The organism is Mesorhizobium sp. B2-2-4 (assembly GCF_006442375.1).
Taxonomy (GTDB): Bacteria; Pseudomonadota; Alphaproteobacteria; order Rhizobiales; family Rhizobiaceae; genus Mesorhizobium.
The window spans coordinates 1-16,848 of record NZ_VFWB01000008.1 but is presented as its reverse complement, the minus strand read 5'-3'; the positions used below and the strand labels follow the sequence as shown (position 1 = coordinate 16,848).

15 protein-coding genes are annotated in these 16,848 nt (G+C 63.8%); 3 read left to right on the top strand and 12 right to left on the bottom strand.

The genetic code is table 11. The features are described from left to right. Positions 1-5 precede the first annotated feature (5 nt). The 11 genes from FJ959_RS20740 to FJ959_RS20690 are packed head-to-tail and all read right to left on the bottom strand — an operon-like array spanning position 6 to position 11,509. Positions 6-647 (bottom strand): cytochrome c oxidase subunit 3, encoded by a 642-nt coding sequence (locus tag FJ959_RS20740; protein WP_140496125.1) that lies wholly within the window; start codon positions 645-647, stop codon positions 6-8. Then, positions 644-2,287 carry a cytochrome c oxidase subunit I gene (ctaD, locus tag FJ959_RS20735; RefSeq protein WP_140518010.1) on the bottom strand — a complete coding sequence of 548 codons (1,644 nt, stop codon included), beginning with the start codon at positions 2,285-2,287 and terminating at the stop codon, positions 644-646. Before ctaD ends, FJ959_RS20740 begins: the two co-directional genes overlap by 4 nt. Then, entirely contained in the window at positions 2,284-3,243 is a 960-nt protein-coding gene (coxB, locus tag FJ959_RS20730; protein ID WP_140518009.1) for a cytochrome c oxidase subunit II, read from the bottom strand. Before coxB ends, ctaD begins: the two co-directional genes overlap by 4 nt. Beyond that, positions 3,240-3,992 (bottom strand): SCO family protein, encoded by a 753-nt coding sequence (locus FJ959_RS20725; protein WP_140518008.1) that lies wholly within the window; start codon positions 3,990-3,992, stop codon positions 3,240-3,242. The genes coxB and FJ959_RS20725 overlap by 4 nt, the downstream gene beginning before the upstream one ends. After that, positions 3,989-4,489: a hypothetical protein gene (locus FJ959_RS20720; RefSeq protein WP_140496129.1), complete on the bottom strand. Its 501-nt coding sequence runs from the start codon at positions 4,487-4,489 to the stop codon at positions 3,989-3,991. The genes FJ959_RS20725 and FJ959_RS20720 overlap by 4 nt, the downstream gene beginning before the upstream one ends. After that, positions 4,482-5,612, bottom strand: a complete 1,131-nt coding sequence (locus FJ959_RS20715) for a hypothetical protein (RefSeq protein ID WP_140631752.1) — start codon at positions 5,610-5,612, stop codon at positions 4,482-4,484. The genes FJ959_RS20720 and FJ959_RS20715 overlap by 8 nt, the downstream gene beginning before the upstream one ends. After that, a complete protein-coding gene (locus tag FJ959_RS20710) occupies positions 5,609-6,145 on the bottom strand; it encodes a cytochrome c (protein WP_140518006.1) in 537 nt (178 codons plus the stop codon). Before FJ959_RS20710 ends, FJ959_RS20715 begins: the two co-directional genes overlap by 4 nt. Further along, positions 6,142-6,669, bottom strand: coding sequence for a DUF3341 domain-containing protein (locus tag FJ959_RS20705; RefSeq protein WP_140518005.1), 528 nt, complete (start codon positions 6,667-6,669; stop codon positions 6,142-6,144). Before FJ959_RS20705 ends, FJ959_RS20710 begins: the two co-directional genes overlap by 4 nt. Next, positions 6,666-8,039, bottom strand: coding sequence for an NrfD/PsrC family molybdoenzyme membrane anchor subunit (nrfD, locus tag FJ959_RS20700; protein ID WP_140518004.1), 1,374 nt, complete (start codon positions 8,037-8,039; stop codon positions 6,666-6,668). Before nrfD ends, FJ959_RS20705 begins: the two co-directional genes overlap by 4 nt. Beyond that, positions 8,032-11,007: a TAT-variant-translocated molybdopterin oxidoreductase gene (locus FJ959_RS20695; protein WP_140631750.1), complete on the bottom strand. Its 2,976-nt coding sequence runs from the start codon at positions 11,005-11,007 to the stop codon at positions 8,032-8,034. Before FJ959_RS20695 ends, nrfD begins: the two co-directional genes overlap by 8 nt. Then, positions 10,991-11,509, bottom strand: coding sequence for a cytochrome c3 family protein (locus FJ959_RS20690; RefSeq protein WP_246678999.1), 519 nt, complete (start codon positions 11,507-11,509; stop codon positions 10,991-10,993). Before FJ959_RS20690 ends, FJ959_RS20695 begins: the two co-directional genes overlap by 17 nt. A gap of 333 nt (positions 11,510-11,842) precedes the next feature. On the opposite strand from FJ959_RS20690, the gene FJ959_RS20685 reads away from it, so the two are divergent. Beyond that, positions 11,843-14,311 (top strand): membrane-bound PQQ-dependent dehydrogenase, glucose/quinate/shikimate family, encoded by a 2,469-nt coding sequence (locus FJ959_RS20685; RefSeq protein WP_140631748.1) that lies wholly within the window; start codon positions 11,843-11,845, stop codon positions 14,309-14,311. Between the two features lie 108 nt (positions 14,312-14,419). Here FJ959_RS20685 and FJ959_RS31875 read toward each other — a convergent pair whose 3' ends face one another. Further along, complete coding sequence (locus FJ959_RS31875; protein WP_181165225.1) at positions 14,420-14,692, bottom strand: hypothetical protein; 273 nt, start codon at positions 14,690-14,692, stop codon at positions 14,420-14,422. Positions 14,693-14,731: 39 nt separating this feature from the next. Here FJ959_RS31875 and FJ959_RS20675 point away from each other — a divergent pair, with 39 nt between their 5' ends. Beyond that, positions 14,732-15,898, top strand: coding sequence for an HlyD family secretion protein (locus FJ959_RS20675; RefSeq protein ID WP_140556194.1), 1,167 nt, complete (start codon positions 14,732-14,734; stop codon positions 15,896-15,898). Then, the coding region (locus FJ959_RS20670) for a DHA2 family efflux MFS transporter permease subunit (RefSeq protein ID WP_140556196.1) at positions 15,895-16,848 on the top strand (954 nt) is incomplete at its 3' end. The genes FJ959_RS20675 and FJ959_RS20670, both read left to right, overlap by 4 nt.

Sequence of the window (16,848 nt, the reverse complement as noted above, 5' to 3'; positions counted from 1 at the left end):
CGTCATCAGGCCCGGTTGATCAGATAGAGGACCGGGAACAGGAACACCCAGACGATGTCGACGAAATGCCAGTAGAGTCCGATCGCCTGCACGCGGCGCGCCCGGCTCGCCTGCGCGGTCCTCGGCCAGAGCAACAGCATGCCGGCAATCACCGCGATGCCGCCTATCAGATGCAGCGCGTGCAGCGATGTCATGGCGAAATAGAGCGCGAAGAAGAATTCGGCATGGGCCGGATCTGGGCCTGCGAAGCGGAACGACGCGCCGAGCACCGGCGCCAGGCCCTCGCTGAATTCCTTGCTGTATTCGACGGCCTTGATCACCAGAAAGATGCAGCCAAGCAGGCTCGTGGACATCAAGGCCCAGAAGGCGGGCCGCCAACGCCGGGCAGCCGTGAACATATGGGCAAGCGCCATCGCGAAGCTGCTGGTGATCAGAACCGCCGTATTCAGCGTGCCGAGCGGCAATGACAGATGTTGCGACGCCGCGGCGAATGCCGCGCCATAGCTCAATCGGGCGTAGAGGAACACCAGCACGATCGCGCCGAACAGCATCGCCTCGGAGCCGATGAAAATCCACATGCCGAACGCATCGGCCGCCTTCTCGCGGGCCCGTGTATCGAAGGCAATGCTTTCGGTCGGCCCGCTCATGAGGCTTCGTCCCTGTGCGGGCTGAACGTCTCGTGCCTCAGGCCTTTCATGGCATAGTCATAGGCCGGCCGCCTGACCACGGGCATGGTGTCGAAATTATGCGGGGGCGGCGGCGAAGCCGTCTGCCATTCAAGGCCGGTCGCGCCCCACGGGTTGGCCGGCGCCCGCGTCCCGCGAAACAGCGACCAGCCGAGATAGAGCAGCGGCATAAGATAGCCGACGGCCAGAACGACCGCGCCGGCCGAGGACAATACGTGCCAGAACTGAAACTCCGGCGGATAGGTGTGATAGCGCCGCGGCATGCCGAGAAAACCGAGCACGAATTGCGGGAAGAAAGTCAGGTTGAAGCCGAGGAAGGTCACGGTCGCGGCGATACGGCCCCAGGTTTCGGAATAGACGCGGCCGGTGATCTTCGGCCACCAGAAATGCAACCCCGCCATGTAGGCCGTCACCATGCCGCCGACCATGATGTAATGGAAATGCGCCACGACGAAATAGGTGTCATGAACGTGGACGTCGACGGCGAGAGCGGCCAGGAACAGGCCGGCCAGCCCCCCGAAAGTGAACAGCGCCAGGAAAAACAGCGCATAAAGCATGGGCGTCTCGAAAGTGATTTCGCCCTTGCGCAGCGTCAGCGTCCAGTTGAACACCTTTATCGCCGAGGGGATCGCGACGCAGAACGACAGGAACGAGAACACGATGCCGGCATAGGCCGACTGGCCTGATACGAACATATGGTGACCCCAGACCAGGAAGCCGAACACGGCAATCGCCATCGAAGACATCGCCACCGCCTTGTAGCCGAACAGCGGGCGCTTGCTGAAGCAGGGCAGCACTTCGGAAACCACGCCCATGCCGGGCAGGATCATGATGTAGACCGCGGGATGTGAGTAGAACCAGAACAGATGCTGGAACAGCAGCGGGTCGCCGCCCAGAGCGGGATTGAAGATGCCGATACCGAAGGCACGCTCCAGCACGATCAGGATCAGCGAGGCGGCCAGCACCGGTGTCGCCAGCACCATGACCAGCGCGGTCGCATACATCGTCCAGACGAAGATCGGCAGTCTGAACCAGGTCAGCCCCGGCGCGCGTAACGTGTGGACGGTGACGATGAAGTTGATGCCGGTCATGATCGTCGAGAAGCCGACGATGAAGACACCCAGCGCGGCCATCGAAACGAAGCCGTTGGCATAGAGCGTCGAGAGCGGCGTGTAGAAGGTCCAACCCGTGTCGACACCGCCGGCGAGCACCGCGGCCAGGGCAAAGGCGCTGCCGAAGATGAACACGTACCAGCTGGCGAGATTGAGCCGCGGAAAAGCGAGATCGCGCGCGCCGATCATCAGCGGCAGCAGGAAATTGCCGAGCGTCGCGGGGATCGACGGCACCAGGAAGAACCACACCATGATGATGCCATGCAGGGAAAACAGCCTGTTATAGACATCGTCCGACACCAGATCGCCCGCAGGCGACGCGAGTTCGATCCGGATCATCACGGCAAAGGCACCGCCAAGAAAAAAGAACGCCGTCAGCGACATCAGGTAGAGCCAGGCGACGCGCTTGTGGTCGGTGGTCAAGAGCCAGGCGGCAGGTCCGGCCTCCCCATGCAGATAGCTCGAAGGCGCCAAGGCTTGCCTGCTCATTGGGTCGCCCCGCTTTCCCTGGTTGCTCGCGGCGACAGGGATTTGAGATATGCCAGCAGCATCTGTAGCTCCTGCTCGTCGACAAGGCCGTCAAAGCTCGGCATCACGGGTTCATACCCGGCGGCGATCTCCTTCTTCGGATTGAGGATGGAATCGCGCAAATAGCGGTCGTCGGCGATGACGGTCTGTTGATTGTCCAAGGCCACCGGCCGTCCGAAGACCCCAGCCAGATCCGGCGCCCTCACCTTGCTGGAATTGCCATGGCAGCCGGAGCAGCCGAGCGCGCGGAAGAGTTTTTCGCCGTCGGCCGCAAGCGTTTCACCCTGGCCCTGGTTGCCCAGCCACGCCGCATATTCTTGCGGCGGCATCACGGTCACCCAGCCGCCCATCTCCGAATGCTGGGTGCCGCAATATTGCGCGCAGAACAAATGATACCGCCCGGGCTCGCTGGCGATGAACCAGACATGCGTGGTGCGCCCCGGCACCGCGTCCTGCTTGACCCGGAAGGCAGGTACGAAGAATGAGTGGATCACGTCCTGCGATGCCAGCGACACGATCACCGCCTTGCCGACCGGCACATGCAGTTCGTTGATTTCACGCTGGCCGCCAGGATGACGGAACTCCCACATCCATTGCTTGCCAAGGCCGGCGATCTCGAGTGCGTCAAGGGGCGGGTGTTCGCGGCGCAGGAACAGCACGGCTCCCCATCCGAAGATGGTGAAAGCGATCAGCAGGCTGGCGACTGTCCAGGTCACCTCGAGCGGCGTGCTGCGCGCACGCTCCCCCGTTCGCTCCACCTTGGAGCCGGCGCGATATTTGATGGCGTAGAAAACGACCAGGCTGGTCAGGAAGACGCCCAGCGCGACGGTGAAGGCAAGCAGCACGTAGAACAGGGCGTCGACACTGCCGGCAATCGAGGAGGCCTGCGGCGGCGTAAAAGGGATGCCGAACGTCAAATCGGCCTCCTTCGCGACAGAACGAGGATGGTGGCGCCAAGGCCAAGCAGCGTCGCCATGCCAGTCACCTTCACGACTGCCCAGACCGCTGGCGTGTACTGGCCCTTTGATGCATCGAAGCCGGCACACAGCAGAAAGACGTGATCGGCGATGGAGCCAAGCCGCCCGGCCGACGCCTCGACCAGGGCAAGCCTGAGATCTCGCGGCTCGAAACTCAGCGCCGGAAGTACTTGCGCGATGCGGCCTTGCGGCGTCAGCGCGATGACCGCGATCGGGTGGACATATTGCGAGATCCGGTCGCGCCGGTCGAATGTGATGCCGGCCTCCACGGCAAGGGCGGCGCCAGCGCCATCCTCGCTGGTCAAGAAGCGCCACGCGGACAACCCTGCCTGACCGGCGGACCGCCCGACTTCGGCTTGGATGGACGCCGCATCCGCGACGGTCTCGGAAGCATCTATCGAGACGAAGAGAGCGTGGTAGGTCGCGGGATCGAGGCCGGTCTTGTTCAGATCCGAGGCAACCGCCTGCTGGGTCACGCCGCAGAGGTTGGGGCATTTGTCGTAACCGAAGATGAGCAGCGCCGGCCGCCCGCCGAGAATGCCGGAAAGCGTCTGCCGTCCGCCCGAAGCCTCGCGGAAGACTGTATCGAGGCTGAGCTGCGCGCCGATCTGCGGTTCGAAAACCGGCCGCGCGCGCACGCTGGCGGTCATTGCAGCCAGGAGCACGAGCGGCAGGACCAAACGCCTCATGGCCTCGCCCCCATGGCCGGTGCGGCCTGGCCCTGCTGCGGCGCCCTGGCGTTTGGCTGCGCCGCGTCCGCTCGGGCGCGGCAAATGCCGGCCTGCGGCGCGCGCGGAACCTGGCCTTCGAGCAAGGCGCAGTCCTCACCGGCCGCAGCGGGCGTTACCGCCTCCGGCAGTCCCTGCGCGGCGATCAGCTTCATGGCGTCGTCGATCGGAATGCGCGCGATGCCACCATTGCGGTCGACCCATGCAAGCATGCCGAGTTCACGATCTTCCTGCTGACGGAACGCGGCAAGATCGGCCCCGGGGAAATCCTGCAAGGCGGGACCTGCGGCGCTGCCGTTCATCTGCGTGCCCGCAAGTGGCCAGAACGGGGCCGTATCGAAAATCAGTCTCAGCCCAAGCGCGGCGAGCGCCAGGAAGACAAGCAGGCCGAGGCCAATGAGCACGAGCGCCCTCGGCCAGACATCGCGTGTTTCGGGATGACGCACGACCTTAGCCACGGGCCAGCCTCCCGCGCCAGACGACGATGCGATCAGGCCTGGTCCAGATATAGACGAAGCACCCGAACCAGATGCCGCCCGCGCCGACCATTGCCGCGAGGTCCGGCCACGACACTCCTGCACCGAGGGCGGACAAAGCCGGCCGGACGCGCCAGGCGACATCGGCGAAATGTCCGGCCAGCAGGAACGCGCCGAGCCCTATCAGGCCAACGCGGCTGCGCTTGACGGAGCGGTTCAGGAAACCGGCGAAGGGCAAGGCAAATTGCAGCGCGATCAGCAGCCAAAGCAGATACTGCCAGCCATTTCGACCACGGATGACATACCAATGGATTTCGTCGGGCAGGTCGCCGCCCCAGACGACCAGCCACTGCATGAATGCCAGATAGGCCCAGATGAGCATGAAGCCGAACATCATGTTGGCGAGGTCTTCGCCGAGCGCCACGTCCTCCTCGCCACCCGGCGCCGACTCGATCGCACGGCCGGCCGAGAGCACCGCCAGCGCCAGCCCGCACACGCCGACGACCTCGGCCGCCGCTTCGAGCATCGCATAGATGGTGGAGGAAAAATCCGGCTCTATCGACATCATCCAATCGATGGCAAACACCGTCACGGCAAAGCCGTGCGCGACGAGCCCGATGGCGTAGCCGCCGCCGGTCCTGCTTGAGGCCGAACCGGGCGCCGTCCAGCCAAGTACAAGCCAGGCCAGCGCCAGCCAGACGACAGCATAGACGATGAAACGAACGACGAAGAATGGCACGTTGAGATAGGTCATTTTCTGGCGCACCGCTTCCGTCAGCGCCGGGTCGGCTCCTGCCCAGGGAAAGACCAGATCGAGCCGCGCAAGCACCGGCAGCATCAACAGCAGCGCGACAGGCAAGGTCGCGACGGCGGCCCGCAGCGGCGGCCGCAACGCGTCGCCCCAGCGCCCCCCGGTCAGCCCGTGCACCATGAGCAGGGTCATTGCGCCAAGCGGCAATCCGAGCAGGAACACCGCCGTCATCAGCCAGCCGGCCAGTGTCGCGCGCGGGGCGACGAACAGCCCGGCCGCGCACAGAGAGAGCCCTGCGGCGGCGGCTGCGAGCAGCAGGACGAGGTGGTCGTCGGGCCGGGCGGCGCGCTTCATCGTGCCGCCTCGGCATCGAGTTTCGCGCGAACGGATTCGGGCAGCGTGCCGGCCGCAGCATGTCGCGAATATTGCAGCGCCCGGATATAGGCCACGATCGCCCAGCGGTCCCGCGGCTCGACACGCGCGGCATAGGGATACATCGCACCGTAACCGTCGGTGATGACGTCGTAGAAATGCCGGTCCGGCGCCTTGCGCAGCGCATCTTGATGGTAGGTCGGAGGCGGCGGGAAACCACGCCTGACCACCATCCCGTGCCCGTCGCCGGTGCGGCCATGGCAGGGAGAGCAGAATATATCGAAGCGTTGCTGCCCACGCTGAAGCAGCGCCATGGTGATCGGGTACGGGAATTTGTCCGGCGTCGCCGCCAGGTCGGCGTCGCGCGTCACCGTGCCTTCGACCGGTGTCCTTGCCGACATGCCGTCGGCGAACTCTCTGCTGGTTTCGAGCGGATCGTAGCGAGGCTGGTCGGCCATGTCCTGCTTGCAGGCGCCGAGGAGCAGGCAAACCGGCAAAAGCAGCCGCGGGTTCATATCGCCACCTCTTCGACCGTCTCGGCGCCAAGCCGTGTCAGCTGCCCCTTGGTGACGCCCTTGCGGTATTTCGGGTCGGTGGCCTCGATCAGCAGGTAGAACTTGCCGCCGCTCGCGTAGGTGAAGCTCTCGGCGTTGAAGACGGGGTGATAATATTGCGGCAGCCGGTTCTCGGCCAGCATGCCGAAGAAGCCGGCAAACACGCTGGCCAGGATCGCGGCTTCGAAGGCGATGACCGTGAACGGCGGCCAGGAATGCAGCGGCCGGCCGCCGACATTGACCGGATAGTCGATCTCGACGGAATAAAGGATCAATGCATACACCAGCACGCCGCCGGCGACGCCACCCGCCAGCATGACCCATGGCAGCCGTGTCTTTCGCATGCCCAATATGTCTGTCAGGCCGTGCACCTCGAACGGCGAGAACGCATCCATATGCCGGTACCCCTTGTCGCGCATCGCTTGCGCCGCCCTGGTCAGCGCATCCGGATCGGCGAAAGCCGCGATGACGCCATGGACGCTCATGCCGCGCCGCCTTTCTGCTCGGCCAGTTCCTCGACCTCGAAGATGGTTATCGCCGGCAGGATGCGGATAAACAGGAAGACCAGCGCGAAGAAGGTGCCGATCGATCCGAACAGGATGCCGAAATCGAGCCAGGTCAGCGACTGCTCGCCCCAGGACGACGGCAGGTAGTCGCGGCTCGGGCCGGTCACCACGATGATGTAGCGTTCGAGCCACATGCCGATGTTGATGACCAGAGCGATCGAAAACAGCAGCGGCATATTGGATCGCACACGGCGAAACCAAAGCAGTTGCAGCACCGCGCAATTGCAGAAGAGCATGGTCCAGAACAGCGGCGCATAAGGGCCGACGGCGCGCTGGACCATCATCGCGCGCTCGTAAGGCTCACCCGAATACCAGGAGAAGAACGCTTCCGATGCATAGCCGTAAATGACGACCATGCCGGCCGCGATCATCAGTTTGGCGGCGTTGTCCATGTGGCGCGGCGTGATCAGGTCTTCCACAGCGAATGCCCAGCGCAAGGGAATGGCTATGGTCAGCACCATGGCGAAGCCGGAGAGGAGCGCGCCGGCGACGAAATAGGGCGGAAAGATCGTCGAATGGAAGCCCGGCGTGATGGCGAAGGTGAAATCGAGAGCGACGATCGAATGAACCGAAACGACCAGCGGTGTTGCGAGTGCCGCCATCAGGAAATAGACCGTCCGATAGCGCGCCCAATGATAGGCCGAGCCGCGCCAGCCCAGCGCGAGGACGCCGTAGAAAAGTTGCCCGCCACGCGACTTCGCCCGGTCGCGCAGCACGCCGAGATCAGGCAGCAATCCCGTGTACCAGAACAGCAGCGAGACGGTGGCGTAGGTGGAAATCGCGGCGAAGTCCCAGACCAGCGGGCTGCGCCATTGTGGCCAATGCATGTGGGTGTTGGGCAGGGGCAGGAGCCAATAGAAGAACCACGGCCGGCCAAGATGCAGGATAGGGTAGAGGCCGGCCATCGCCACGGCAAACAGCGTCATCGCCTCGGCGAAGCGGTTGATCGAGGCGCGCCAGGGCTGGCGCAGCAGCAGCAGCACCGCTGAGATCAGCGTACCGGCATGGCCAATGCCGATCCACCACACGAAACTCGAGATCATCGTGCCCCAGACCACGGGAATGTTGACCCCATAGGCGCCAACGCCGACCGAGACCAGGTAGGTGATGGAATAGAGGAACAGCAATACGAATGCGAAGCAGACGAAGAACGCCGACCAGAAGAACCGCGGCAACTTCCCTTGCAGGACCACCGCGCTGATACGGCCGCTGATCTCTGGAAAATCGTGACGCCCGCGCAGCACAGGTGTCATGCCTTTGCTCGTCCTGCGGGCGGCCACGTCAGCCATCGCCGCCCTCCGAGCCGGATGTCGCGGCGAGCCTGTCGTTAGGGTTGCTGACCTTGCCCAGATAGGTGGTGCGCGGTCTTGTGTTCAGTTCTTCGAGCAGCGCGTAATTGTGTGGCGAGGCCTTTTCCTGGACGACCTGCGAATCCTTCCTGTTGAGATCGCCGAAGGTGATGGCTTTTGTCGGGCACGCCTGCTGGCAGGCGGTGACGATCTCACCGTCCTCGATCTCCCGGTTCTCGATCTGGGCGCGGATCCGTTTTTGCGAAATGCGCTGTACGCAGTAGCTGCATTTTTCCATGACGCCGCGCGAACGCACGGTGACATCGGGATTGTGGACGGCCTGCTCCGGTCCCGCGCTGTCATTGTCGAACTCCTGGTACTCCAGGAAATTGAACCGCCGCACCTTGTAGGGACAGTTCTGCGAACAGTAGCGCGTGCCGATGCAGCGGTTGTACACCTGCGCGTTCAGACCGTCATGCGTATGGATGGTCGCATTGACCGGACAGACGACCTCGCAGGGGGCCTTCTCGCAATGCATGCACGGCACTGGCTGGAAGAACATGTCCGGATCGTCGATCCCGCCCGCATAGTAGCGGTCGACGCGCAGCCAGTGCATTTCGTGTCCGAGTGCCGCCTCGTCCGGCCCCACCGTTGCGATGTTGTTCTCGGCCTGACAGGCCGACACGCAGGCCATGCAGCCGATGCAGGCCGACAGGTCTATCGACATGCCCCAGGCTTCCTGGTCGTAGCTCCAGTCGGGGTAGAGCGATTCCACGGGCGCTGGGGGCGCGTGGTCGCGCACGAAATGGGGATTTGCCCTGAACGCATCGAGCGAAGCATGGCGGATGATCGCCCTGCCCTCCATCGCTTGATGATGTTGGGTCGTGACTACACGCGCCGAACCGCCGCGCGGGCTCAGGACGACATCGTCGGCAAACCATGGCGCATCGCTGGTCCGGATCGCGAAGGCATCGTAGCCGCCCGCGAGTGCCGCCACCGAGCCGGCCTTGCGTCCAAAACCGAGCGACAGCGTCACTGTGTCGTCAGGCTGTCCCGGCGTGATCCAGACGGGTGCGTCCAGCGTCCTGCCGTCCCGCGCCAGGTTGACCACCTGCCCGTTTTCGAGCCTCAGGCGCTGCGCGGTGGCTGGCGAGACCAGCGCCGCATTGCCCCAGACGAGCTTGCTTAACGGCCGGGGCAATTCCTGAAGCCAGGATGAATTGGCGTGGCGGCCGTCGCGAAGCCAGGGATCGGCGACGAAGCGAACCTCCAACCCCTTGGTGGCGGCATTGGGTGCCGAGCCATCGCTATCCGGCGGTGCCGAAACGGCAGCGGGACCAGCAGCAGTGTTCGGCACGATGCCCTCGCGCAGCGCCTTGCGCCAGGCCACCTCGTCCATGGCGGCCCACGTCCGGCGCACCGGTGCCTGCGCATTGGGGCCGAATTCACCGCCCAGCGCGGCAAGCAACTGATGCAGGCTCTTGCCACCGAACAGAGGCTCTATGAGCGGCTGCACGATCGAGACCGTACCGTCATAGGCCCGGATATCGCTCCAGCTCTCCAACTCGTGCGCGGCTGGGATATGCCAGCGAGCCAGAAACGCCGTCTCATCGCGGTAGAGTCCCCAGTGGACAAGAAGCTTCAGGCTCGAAAGAGCCTTCCGCGCATCGATGTCCGATGGCGCCGTGTGCAAGGGATTGGCGCCGAGCACGACGGTCTTGTCGATCGAACCATCCGTGATGGCCCGGCAGAGCGTGGCAAGATCGCCATCCACCGGCATGGCATCAGGCGGCTCGATCAATTGCAGCGTGTTGCCAAGGGCACCAAGCCTGGCATTCATCGCTAGGGCCAAGGCATGCACGATCGGTGCCTGGTGCGCTCCGGCCACCACAAGCGCATTGCGGCCGGCACTGTGCAGATCATCGGCAAGCGCCTTTATCCACTCCGGATCGAGCGGCGACAAGCCGGCCGCGGCATTGTCGCCATCGAGGGCGGCCTTGATCGCCGCCGCAACGCTTGCGACGGCGCTTGACCTGATAGCTCGGCGATGGTCGGCGGCAGCACCCGTGATGGTGGGAGTCGTCTCGACGACATAGAGGCGACTCATCGTGTCCGTCGATTTGCGCACCCGCCGCCGCTGCGCGAAATCACGAGCATAGGCCAGGCGCCCCGGCCCATCGCCCAGGAAATCGGCATCCAGGCTGACGATCACATCGGCGCGGTCGAAACGGTAGATCGCCGTCAACGGCCTGCCGAACAATGTACCCGTTGCCTGTTCACCGGAATTGGCCGCAAGCGGATCGTGGCGGAAGACGCGAAGTCTGGGATAGCGCACCCTCAGCGCCGCGATCTGCGCCTTCGTCGTCGGCGATGTCGTCGCCTCGAGCAGCAATGCCAGCCCTTGCCCGCCTGAAGCGAGGAATCCACCAGCCAGTTCGGCGATATCTTTCAGGAACTCATCGTAACTTGCGGGCTCGCCCAGCTTGAGCGGCGTGCGAGATCGCTCGGGATCGAACAGCGACAACACCGCCGCCTGCATGACGGCATCGGTGGCGCCGCGCGATGCCGGATGATCCGGGTTACCCTCGACCTTTGTCGGCCGGCCCTCATGGCTCTCGATCACGGCTCCGATGCCGTAGCCGTCGCTGGAGAGGGCTGTCGCGTAGTAGAGCGGCCGGCCGGGAATGATGTTCTCCGGCTGGCGGACATAAGGCACGATGCTCTCGGCCTCGCTGCAGGCGGCCAGTCCGGCCAGCGACAGCGATGCACCCATCAGTTTCAGGACGGTGCGCCGGTCGAAGCCAGGCTGAAGGGGATCGGCCATCGCGGGGAATTCCGCCTCCACAAAGCGCTGGAACTCCGCCGTGTCAGCCAGTTCGTCCATGCTTCGCCATGGCTCGCGCCCCGCCGCGGCGACCCGCAATGCCGCAAGATCGAAAGCCGGATTTCGGTCAACGGTGGCAGACATAGCAATCCGTCATGGTCTCGGGATGAATGTCGAGCACGCTGATCAGGGAACGCCGGATCTGCTCGATGTCGTTAGGCGGCTTCCAGTGCATCAGGAAAACGGCTTGCGGCGGGCGAAGGTTGGGACCGGGGTCGCGGTGGCAGCCAAGGCACCATTCCATCGACAATGAATGCGCCCGTCGCGTCAGCGGCATCTCGTCGACCGCGCCATGGCAGGTCTCGCAGGCGATGCCCTTGGCGATATGGATGGAGTGGTTGAAGTAAACGAAATCCGGCACCGAATTGACCCGCTGCCATTGCAGCGGCTGTCCCGAGGCGAGACTTGCGCGCACCGGCGCCAACATCTCGGCATTGGTGAAGAGCTGCGAATGACAGGTCATGCACACTTCTGTCGCCGGCAGCCCCGCCGAGGCTGATGTCTCGACCCCGTTGTGGCAATAACGACAGTCCAGTCCGATATCGCCGACATGATGCTTGTGGCTGAACGGAACGGCCTGAGCCACCGGTTGCCCCACGCCGGTAACGAACCCTGAACGCAAAAACGCCGTGCCGCCGACGGCCGCCAGAAGCGCGAAACAGCAAACACCCCACAGAAAGAAGCGGGCAATCCCATTGGCGTTGCTGGAAAAGACCTGCGGCATCCTCGCCGATTTTTCGCTTGGAACAAGCTTTTGGATCGAGCGCCTAACGGCGGCAAAGCGACAAAGGTTCCGTCGGCGCGGAATGCTCACAAAATGGTGAGTTGGGAGCACCCTCGAAAACCGCGGCCGATCGCAACCATGCGGGACGGCCAGCGTTCGAAACAATCATGAGCCTGTCGTAATGGAAATGCTGTCATGACTTCTGCCAATCCGAATCTCGCGGACAGGCGTCGCTCCGGCGTCGCCTTCTGGTGGACTATGTTCGTGGGTGTGCTGCTGGCAATACTTGGTCTGCTGATCGGCGCAGGCGGCGCCTGGCTCGTCGCGCTGGGCGGCTCCTGGTACTATTTGCCCACCGGAGTGGCTCTCCTGGCGGCGGGTGTTTTGCTTTTGAGCGGCAATGCCGCCGGAGTCTGGCTCTACGTCCTGACCTGGATCGCGACGCTCGCCTGGGCTTATTGGGAAGTTGGCATGGACGGCTGGGGGTTGATGCCCCGGGTGCTCGCGCCGACGGTCACCCTGATCTTCGTTCTTTTGACCTTGCCTGCCTTTCGCGCCGGGCACGCGAAACGGGTTCGCGACCGCGGCTGCGCGACCGCATCCGCTGCCCTTTTCATTGTCGGCTGCGCGATCGGGCTTCAGCATTTCACGCCCTCGGCACAATCCCAGGAGGCATCCCCGGTTGCCCCGGTCACGCCACCCGCCGCAGGAAGCGCATCTGGTCAGTCTCCGGTCAGCCCTCAGCCCGATGTCGCGATACACCAGGCTGGACCGAATTGGCCCGTCTATGGCGGCTCGGAACTTGCCACCCGCTATTCGCCTCTCAAACAGATCACCGCCGACAACGTCGCGAAGCTGACCAAAGTTTGGGATTTCCACACGGGCGATATGCCAAGCAAGGCGGCGACCGACAAATACTCCCCGGAAAACACCCCCCTCGAAGTGGACGGGCACCTGTTTGCATGTTCGGCCAAGGGCATCGTCATCTCGGCCAACGCGGCAACCGGCAAGGAGGAGTGGCGCTATGATCCGAAGGTATCCGACGCCGCCATCCCATACGGCGCCAGTTGCCGGGGCGTCGCCTACTACGCCGTTCCAGGCGCAAGCGCCGATCGACCATGCGCAACACGCATCCTGTGGGGCACGCTCGATGCAAGGCTGATTGCCATCGACGCCAGGACCGGAAAGGCATGTGGCGATTTCGGCCAGCAGGGCGTCGTCGATCTCACCCAGGGGCTCGGCAAGACCGTGCCCGGCTGGTATTCGGTGACGGCGCCTCCGACCGTCGTGCGCGGCATTGCCGTGCTTGGCGCCCAGGTACTGGACGGCCAGGCCGAGGATGCGCCGTCAGGCGTCGTGCGCGGCTATGACGTGATGTCGGGGAGACTGGTCTGGGCTTGGGACATGGGCCATCCGGACCGCACGGGCGCACCGCCCCAGGGCGATACCTACACGCGCGGCACGCCGAACATGTGGACCGTAGCCGCCGCCGATCCGCAGCTCGGCTATGTCTTCCTGCCGCTCGGCAACGCCGCCGTCGACTATTATGGTGTCGATCGCAAGGACTTCGAAAACCAATACAATTCCTCAATCGTCGCCATCGATGTCACGACGGGCAAGCCGGTCTGGCATTTTCAGACCGTCCATCACGACCTTTGGGACTATGACCTCGGTTCGCAGCCGACGCTCGTCGATATTCCGTCTACCGACGGAAAGGTTCCCGCAATCATCGTGCCCAGCAAGCAGGGCCAGACCTATGTGCTCGATCGCAAGACCGGAAAATCGCTGTTCCCGGTCGAAGAACGGCCGGTGCCGTCGGGCGGCGTCGAACCAGAGAAATTGTCCAGGACGCAGCCTTATTCCGGCTATGCCCATCTCGACCAGCCTGTGCTGACCGAGAAGGATATGTGGGGCATGAGTCCGCTCGACCAGCTCTACTGCCGCATCCAGTTCCGGCAGGCTTCCTACCAGGGCGAATATACGCCCCCCACGGTGGACAAGCCTTTCATCGAATATCCCGGCTACAATGGCGGCTCCGACTGGGGAAGCGTTGCCGTCGACACCGACGCCGGCATCCTGGTCGCCAATTACAACGACATGCCCAACTATGATCAGTTGATACCGCGCCAAAAGGCGGACCAGATAGGCTTCAGGTCGATCGAACAGGGCGGCGCTTCGAAAAGGGCCAAGGACATGGGTGACCCGCAGATGGGTTCGCCCTACGCCATTGCCGTCAACGCGGGCTGGCGCCTCTCGACGGGGCTGCTTTGTTCCGAGCCGCCTTACGGCCATATCCGTGCCATCGAGCTGAAGACAGGCAAGACGCTCTGGGACAAGCCGCTCGGCGAGGCGGTCGAGAATGGCCCTTGGCGCATCCCGTCCATGCTGCCGCTGGATATCGGCACGCCAAACAATGGCGGGCCGCTCGTGACCGCCGGCGGCCTGATCTTCATCGCGGCGGCGACGGACGACAAGCTGCGCGCCATCGACATCAAGACCGGCAAGGTGGTCTGGCAGACGGATCTGCCCGCTGGCGGCCAGACCACCCCGATGACCTATGAGGTCGGCGGCCGGCAATATGTCGTCATCGCGCCCGGCGGTCATCATTTCATGGAGACGAAGGTCGGCGACGACGTGATCGCCTATGCGTTGCCGGCCGACTGATGGCGCTCCCGGCGTGGCCCGGACTGGCTTGCGCTTGTCGGCTGGCAAAGCGTGACCCCGGCCGTCAGCCCCCGTGATTTCTGGGGAACCTTGCCGGGATGAGCAGGTTTAGCTGCCTGAGACACTCCAAATTCGTCGGAAGGAGCAGCTCATGAGCAACGATCCCGACAAGGAGGGGCCTGTTTTTCCGCAGAGGATGCGCGGCAAGGCGAGATTATCCTGCGAACGCGAACGCGCCGTATCGTCTTCATTGCGGGACTTGTCGGCATCGTGCTGGTGATGATGCTGCTGCACTTCGCCTAGCGCGGCCGGCCACAAACGCTCAATCTGAAACAGGAACTTTTTCGGACGCGGGTCCGTTGATTTACGTCCTTCCAGCACGCGGCCTTTGCCGCACCAACCCTACCGCGGACCGCTAACGTGGACACGAACTCTCCAGACGTCGCACCGGTCGACGAAAGACCTCAAACAAAACGTCGCCCCGATGCACGACCGAAGCGCGCCTCGTCGCGCCCACAACCGAAACAGGACCTCGATGCTTCCGCCGGGAACAAAGAGGGCCTGTTCGGCTCGCTCAGGCGGCACCCCTACGTCACCGCCGCGGTCATCCTTGTTCTGCTGCTGGCATCGGCCGCAGCGATAATCTGGTGGCTCCAGGCGCGACAGTATGAATGGACCGACGATGCCTTCATCGACGCCCGTACCGTAACCATAGGTGCCGAAATCGCCGGCCGCATCACCGATGTGGCGGTGACCGACAATCAGAGCGTAAAGGCCGGCGACGTCCTGCTGCGCATCGACGACAGGGATTATCAGGCATCCCTCAAGCAGGTTCAGGCGCAGGTGGCGCAGGCCGACGCCGAAACCGCCGACATCGCAGCCCAGATCGAAGCGCAGCAGGCCAAGGTGGACCAAGCCCAGAAGCAGGTGTCGCAAGGCCGGGCAGCGCTTGATTTCGCGAAAGCCGAAAATCAGCGCAACAGCGAATTGCTTGCCAAGGGAACCGGAACGCTGCAGCAGGCGCAACAGGCTGCCTCGACGCTTCGCCAGGCCCAGGCGACGCTCGACAGCTCGCAGGCGAACGTCGTGGCGGCCCAGAGACAAGTCGCCGTCCTCGAGGCCCAGCGCAAAAGCGTGGCGGCAAAACTCGACCAGGCCCATGCCAGCGAAGAGCAGGCCCGCACCGCGCTTTCCCGCACCTCGATCACCGCTCCGGTGGCCGGACGGGCGACGAACATATCCGCCGCCGTGGGCGCATATGCCCAACCGGGGCAAGTGCTGATGATGTTCGTGCCCGAGGACGTGTGGGTGAAGGCCAACTTCAAGGAAACACAACTCGACCTTATGCGGCCTGGCCAGCCCGTCGAGATCGATATCGACGCCTACCCGGAGCAGACCTTCAGGGGCCACGTCGACAGCATCCAGGCCGGCAGCGGAACCGCTTTCAGCCTGCTGCCCGCAGAGAACGCGACCGGCAATTTCGTCAAGGTGGTGCAGCGCGTGCCCGTGAAGATCGTCTTCGACAAGAAGACCGGCCTGCTGCTCGGGCCCGGCATGTCCGTCGTGCCGACGGTCAAGGTGCGATGACCGGCCAGGCGACCGCGCAAGCCGGCGAAAGCCGGTCCGCCGCGGGCGGGCGCAATCCCTGGCTTATCGCCATCGTCGTCTCCATCGCCACCTTCATGCTGGTGCTCGATACGTCCATTGCCAATGTGGCGCTGCGCAACATAGCCGGCAGCCTCGCGGCCGGAATGGACGAAAGCACCTGGATCATCACCACCTATCTGGTCGCCAATTCCGTCATCATCCCGATCAGCGGCTGGCTCGCAGGCGTGATCGGCCGCAAACGCTACTACATGATCTGCGTCGCTACCTTCACGCTCGCGTCGCTGCTCTGCGGCCTCGCGCCGAACCTGGAAATGCTGATCCTGTTTCGCATCCTTCAGGGACTGGGCGGCGGTGGGATGGCACCCAGCGAGCAGTCGATCCTCGCCGATACTTTCCCGCCCGAAAAACGCTCGCAGGCCTTCGCGCTCTACGGCATCGCCGTCATCGTTGCACCGACGGTCGGGCCGACCATCGGCGGCTGGCTGACCGACCATTTCTCCTGGCACTGGATCTTCTTCATCAACGTGCCCTTCGGCATCATGTCGTTGGCCCTTGTGCAATGGCTGCTGGTCGAACCAGACGTGCTGGAGCGCGAGCGCCAAGAGAGGCTGAAGGATGGCCTCAAGATCGACTGGGTCGGCTTCATCTTCGTCGTGCTGGCGCTCGGATCCCTTGAGATCTTCCTTGACGAGGGCCAGCGCAACGACTGGTTTGCGTCGGGCTTCATCACGACGTTCGCCGTGATCTCGGCCGTCTCGTTCCTTTTCCTGATCCCCTGGGAGTTTCGCCATCGCGATCCGATCGTCGACATGCGGCTGGTTTTCACCCGCCAGTTCGGCACATCTTTCCTGGTGATGATGGCGGTCGGCGCGGTGCTGTTCAGCACCACGCAAATATTGCCGCAGCTCCAGCAGACCACCTTCGACTAC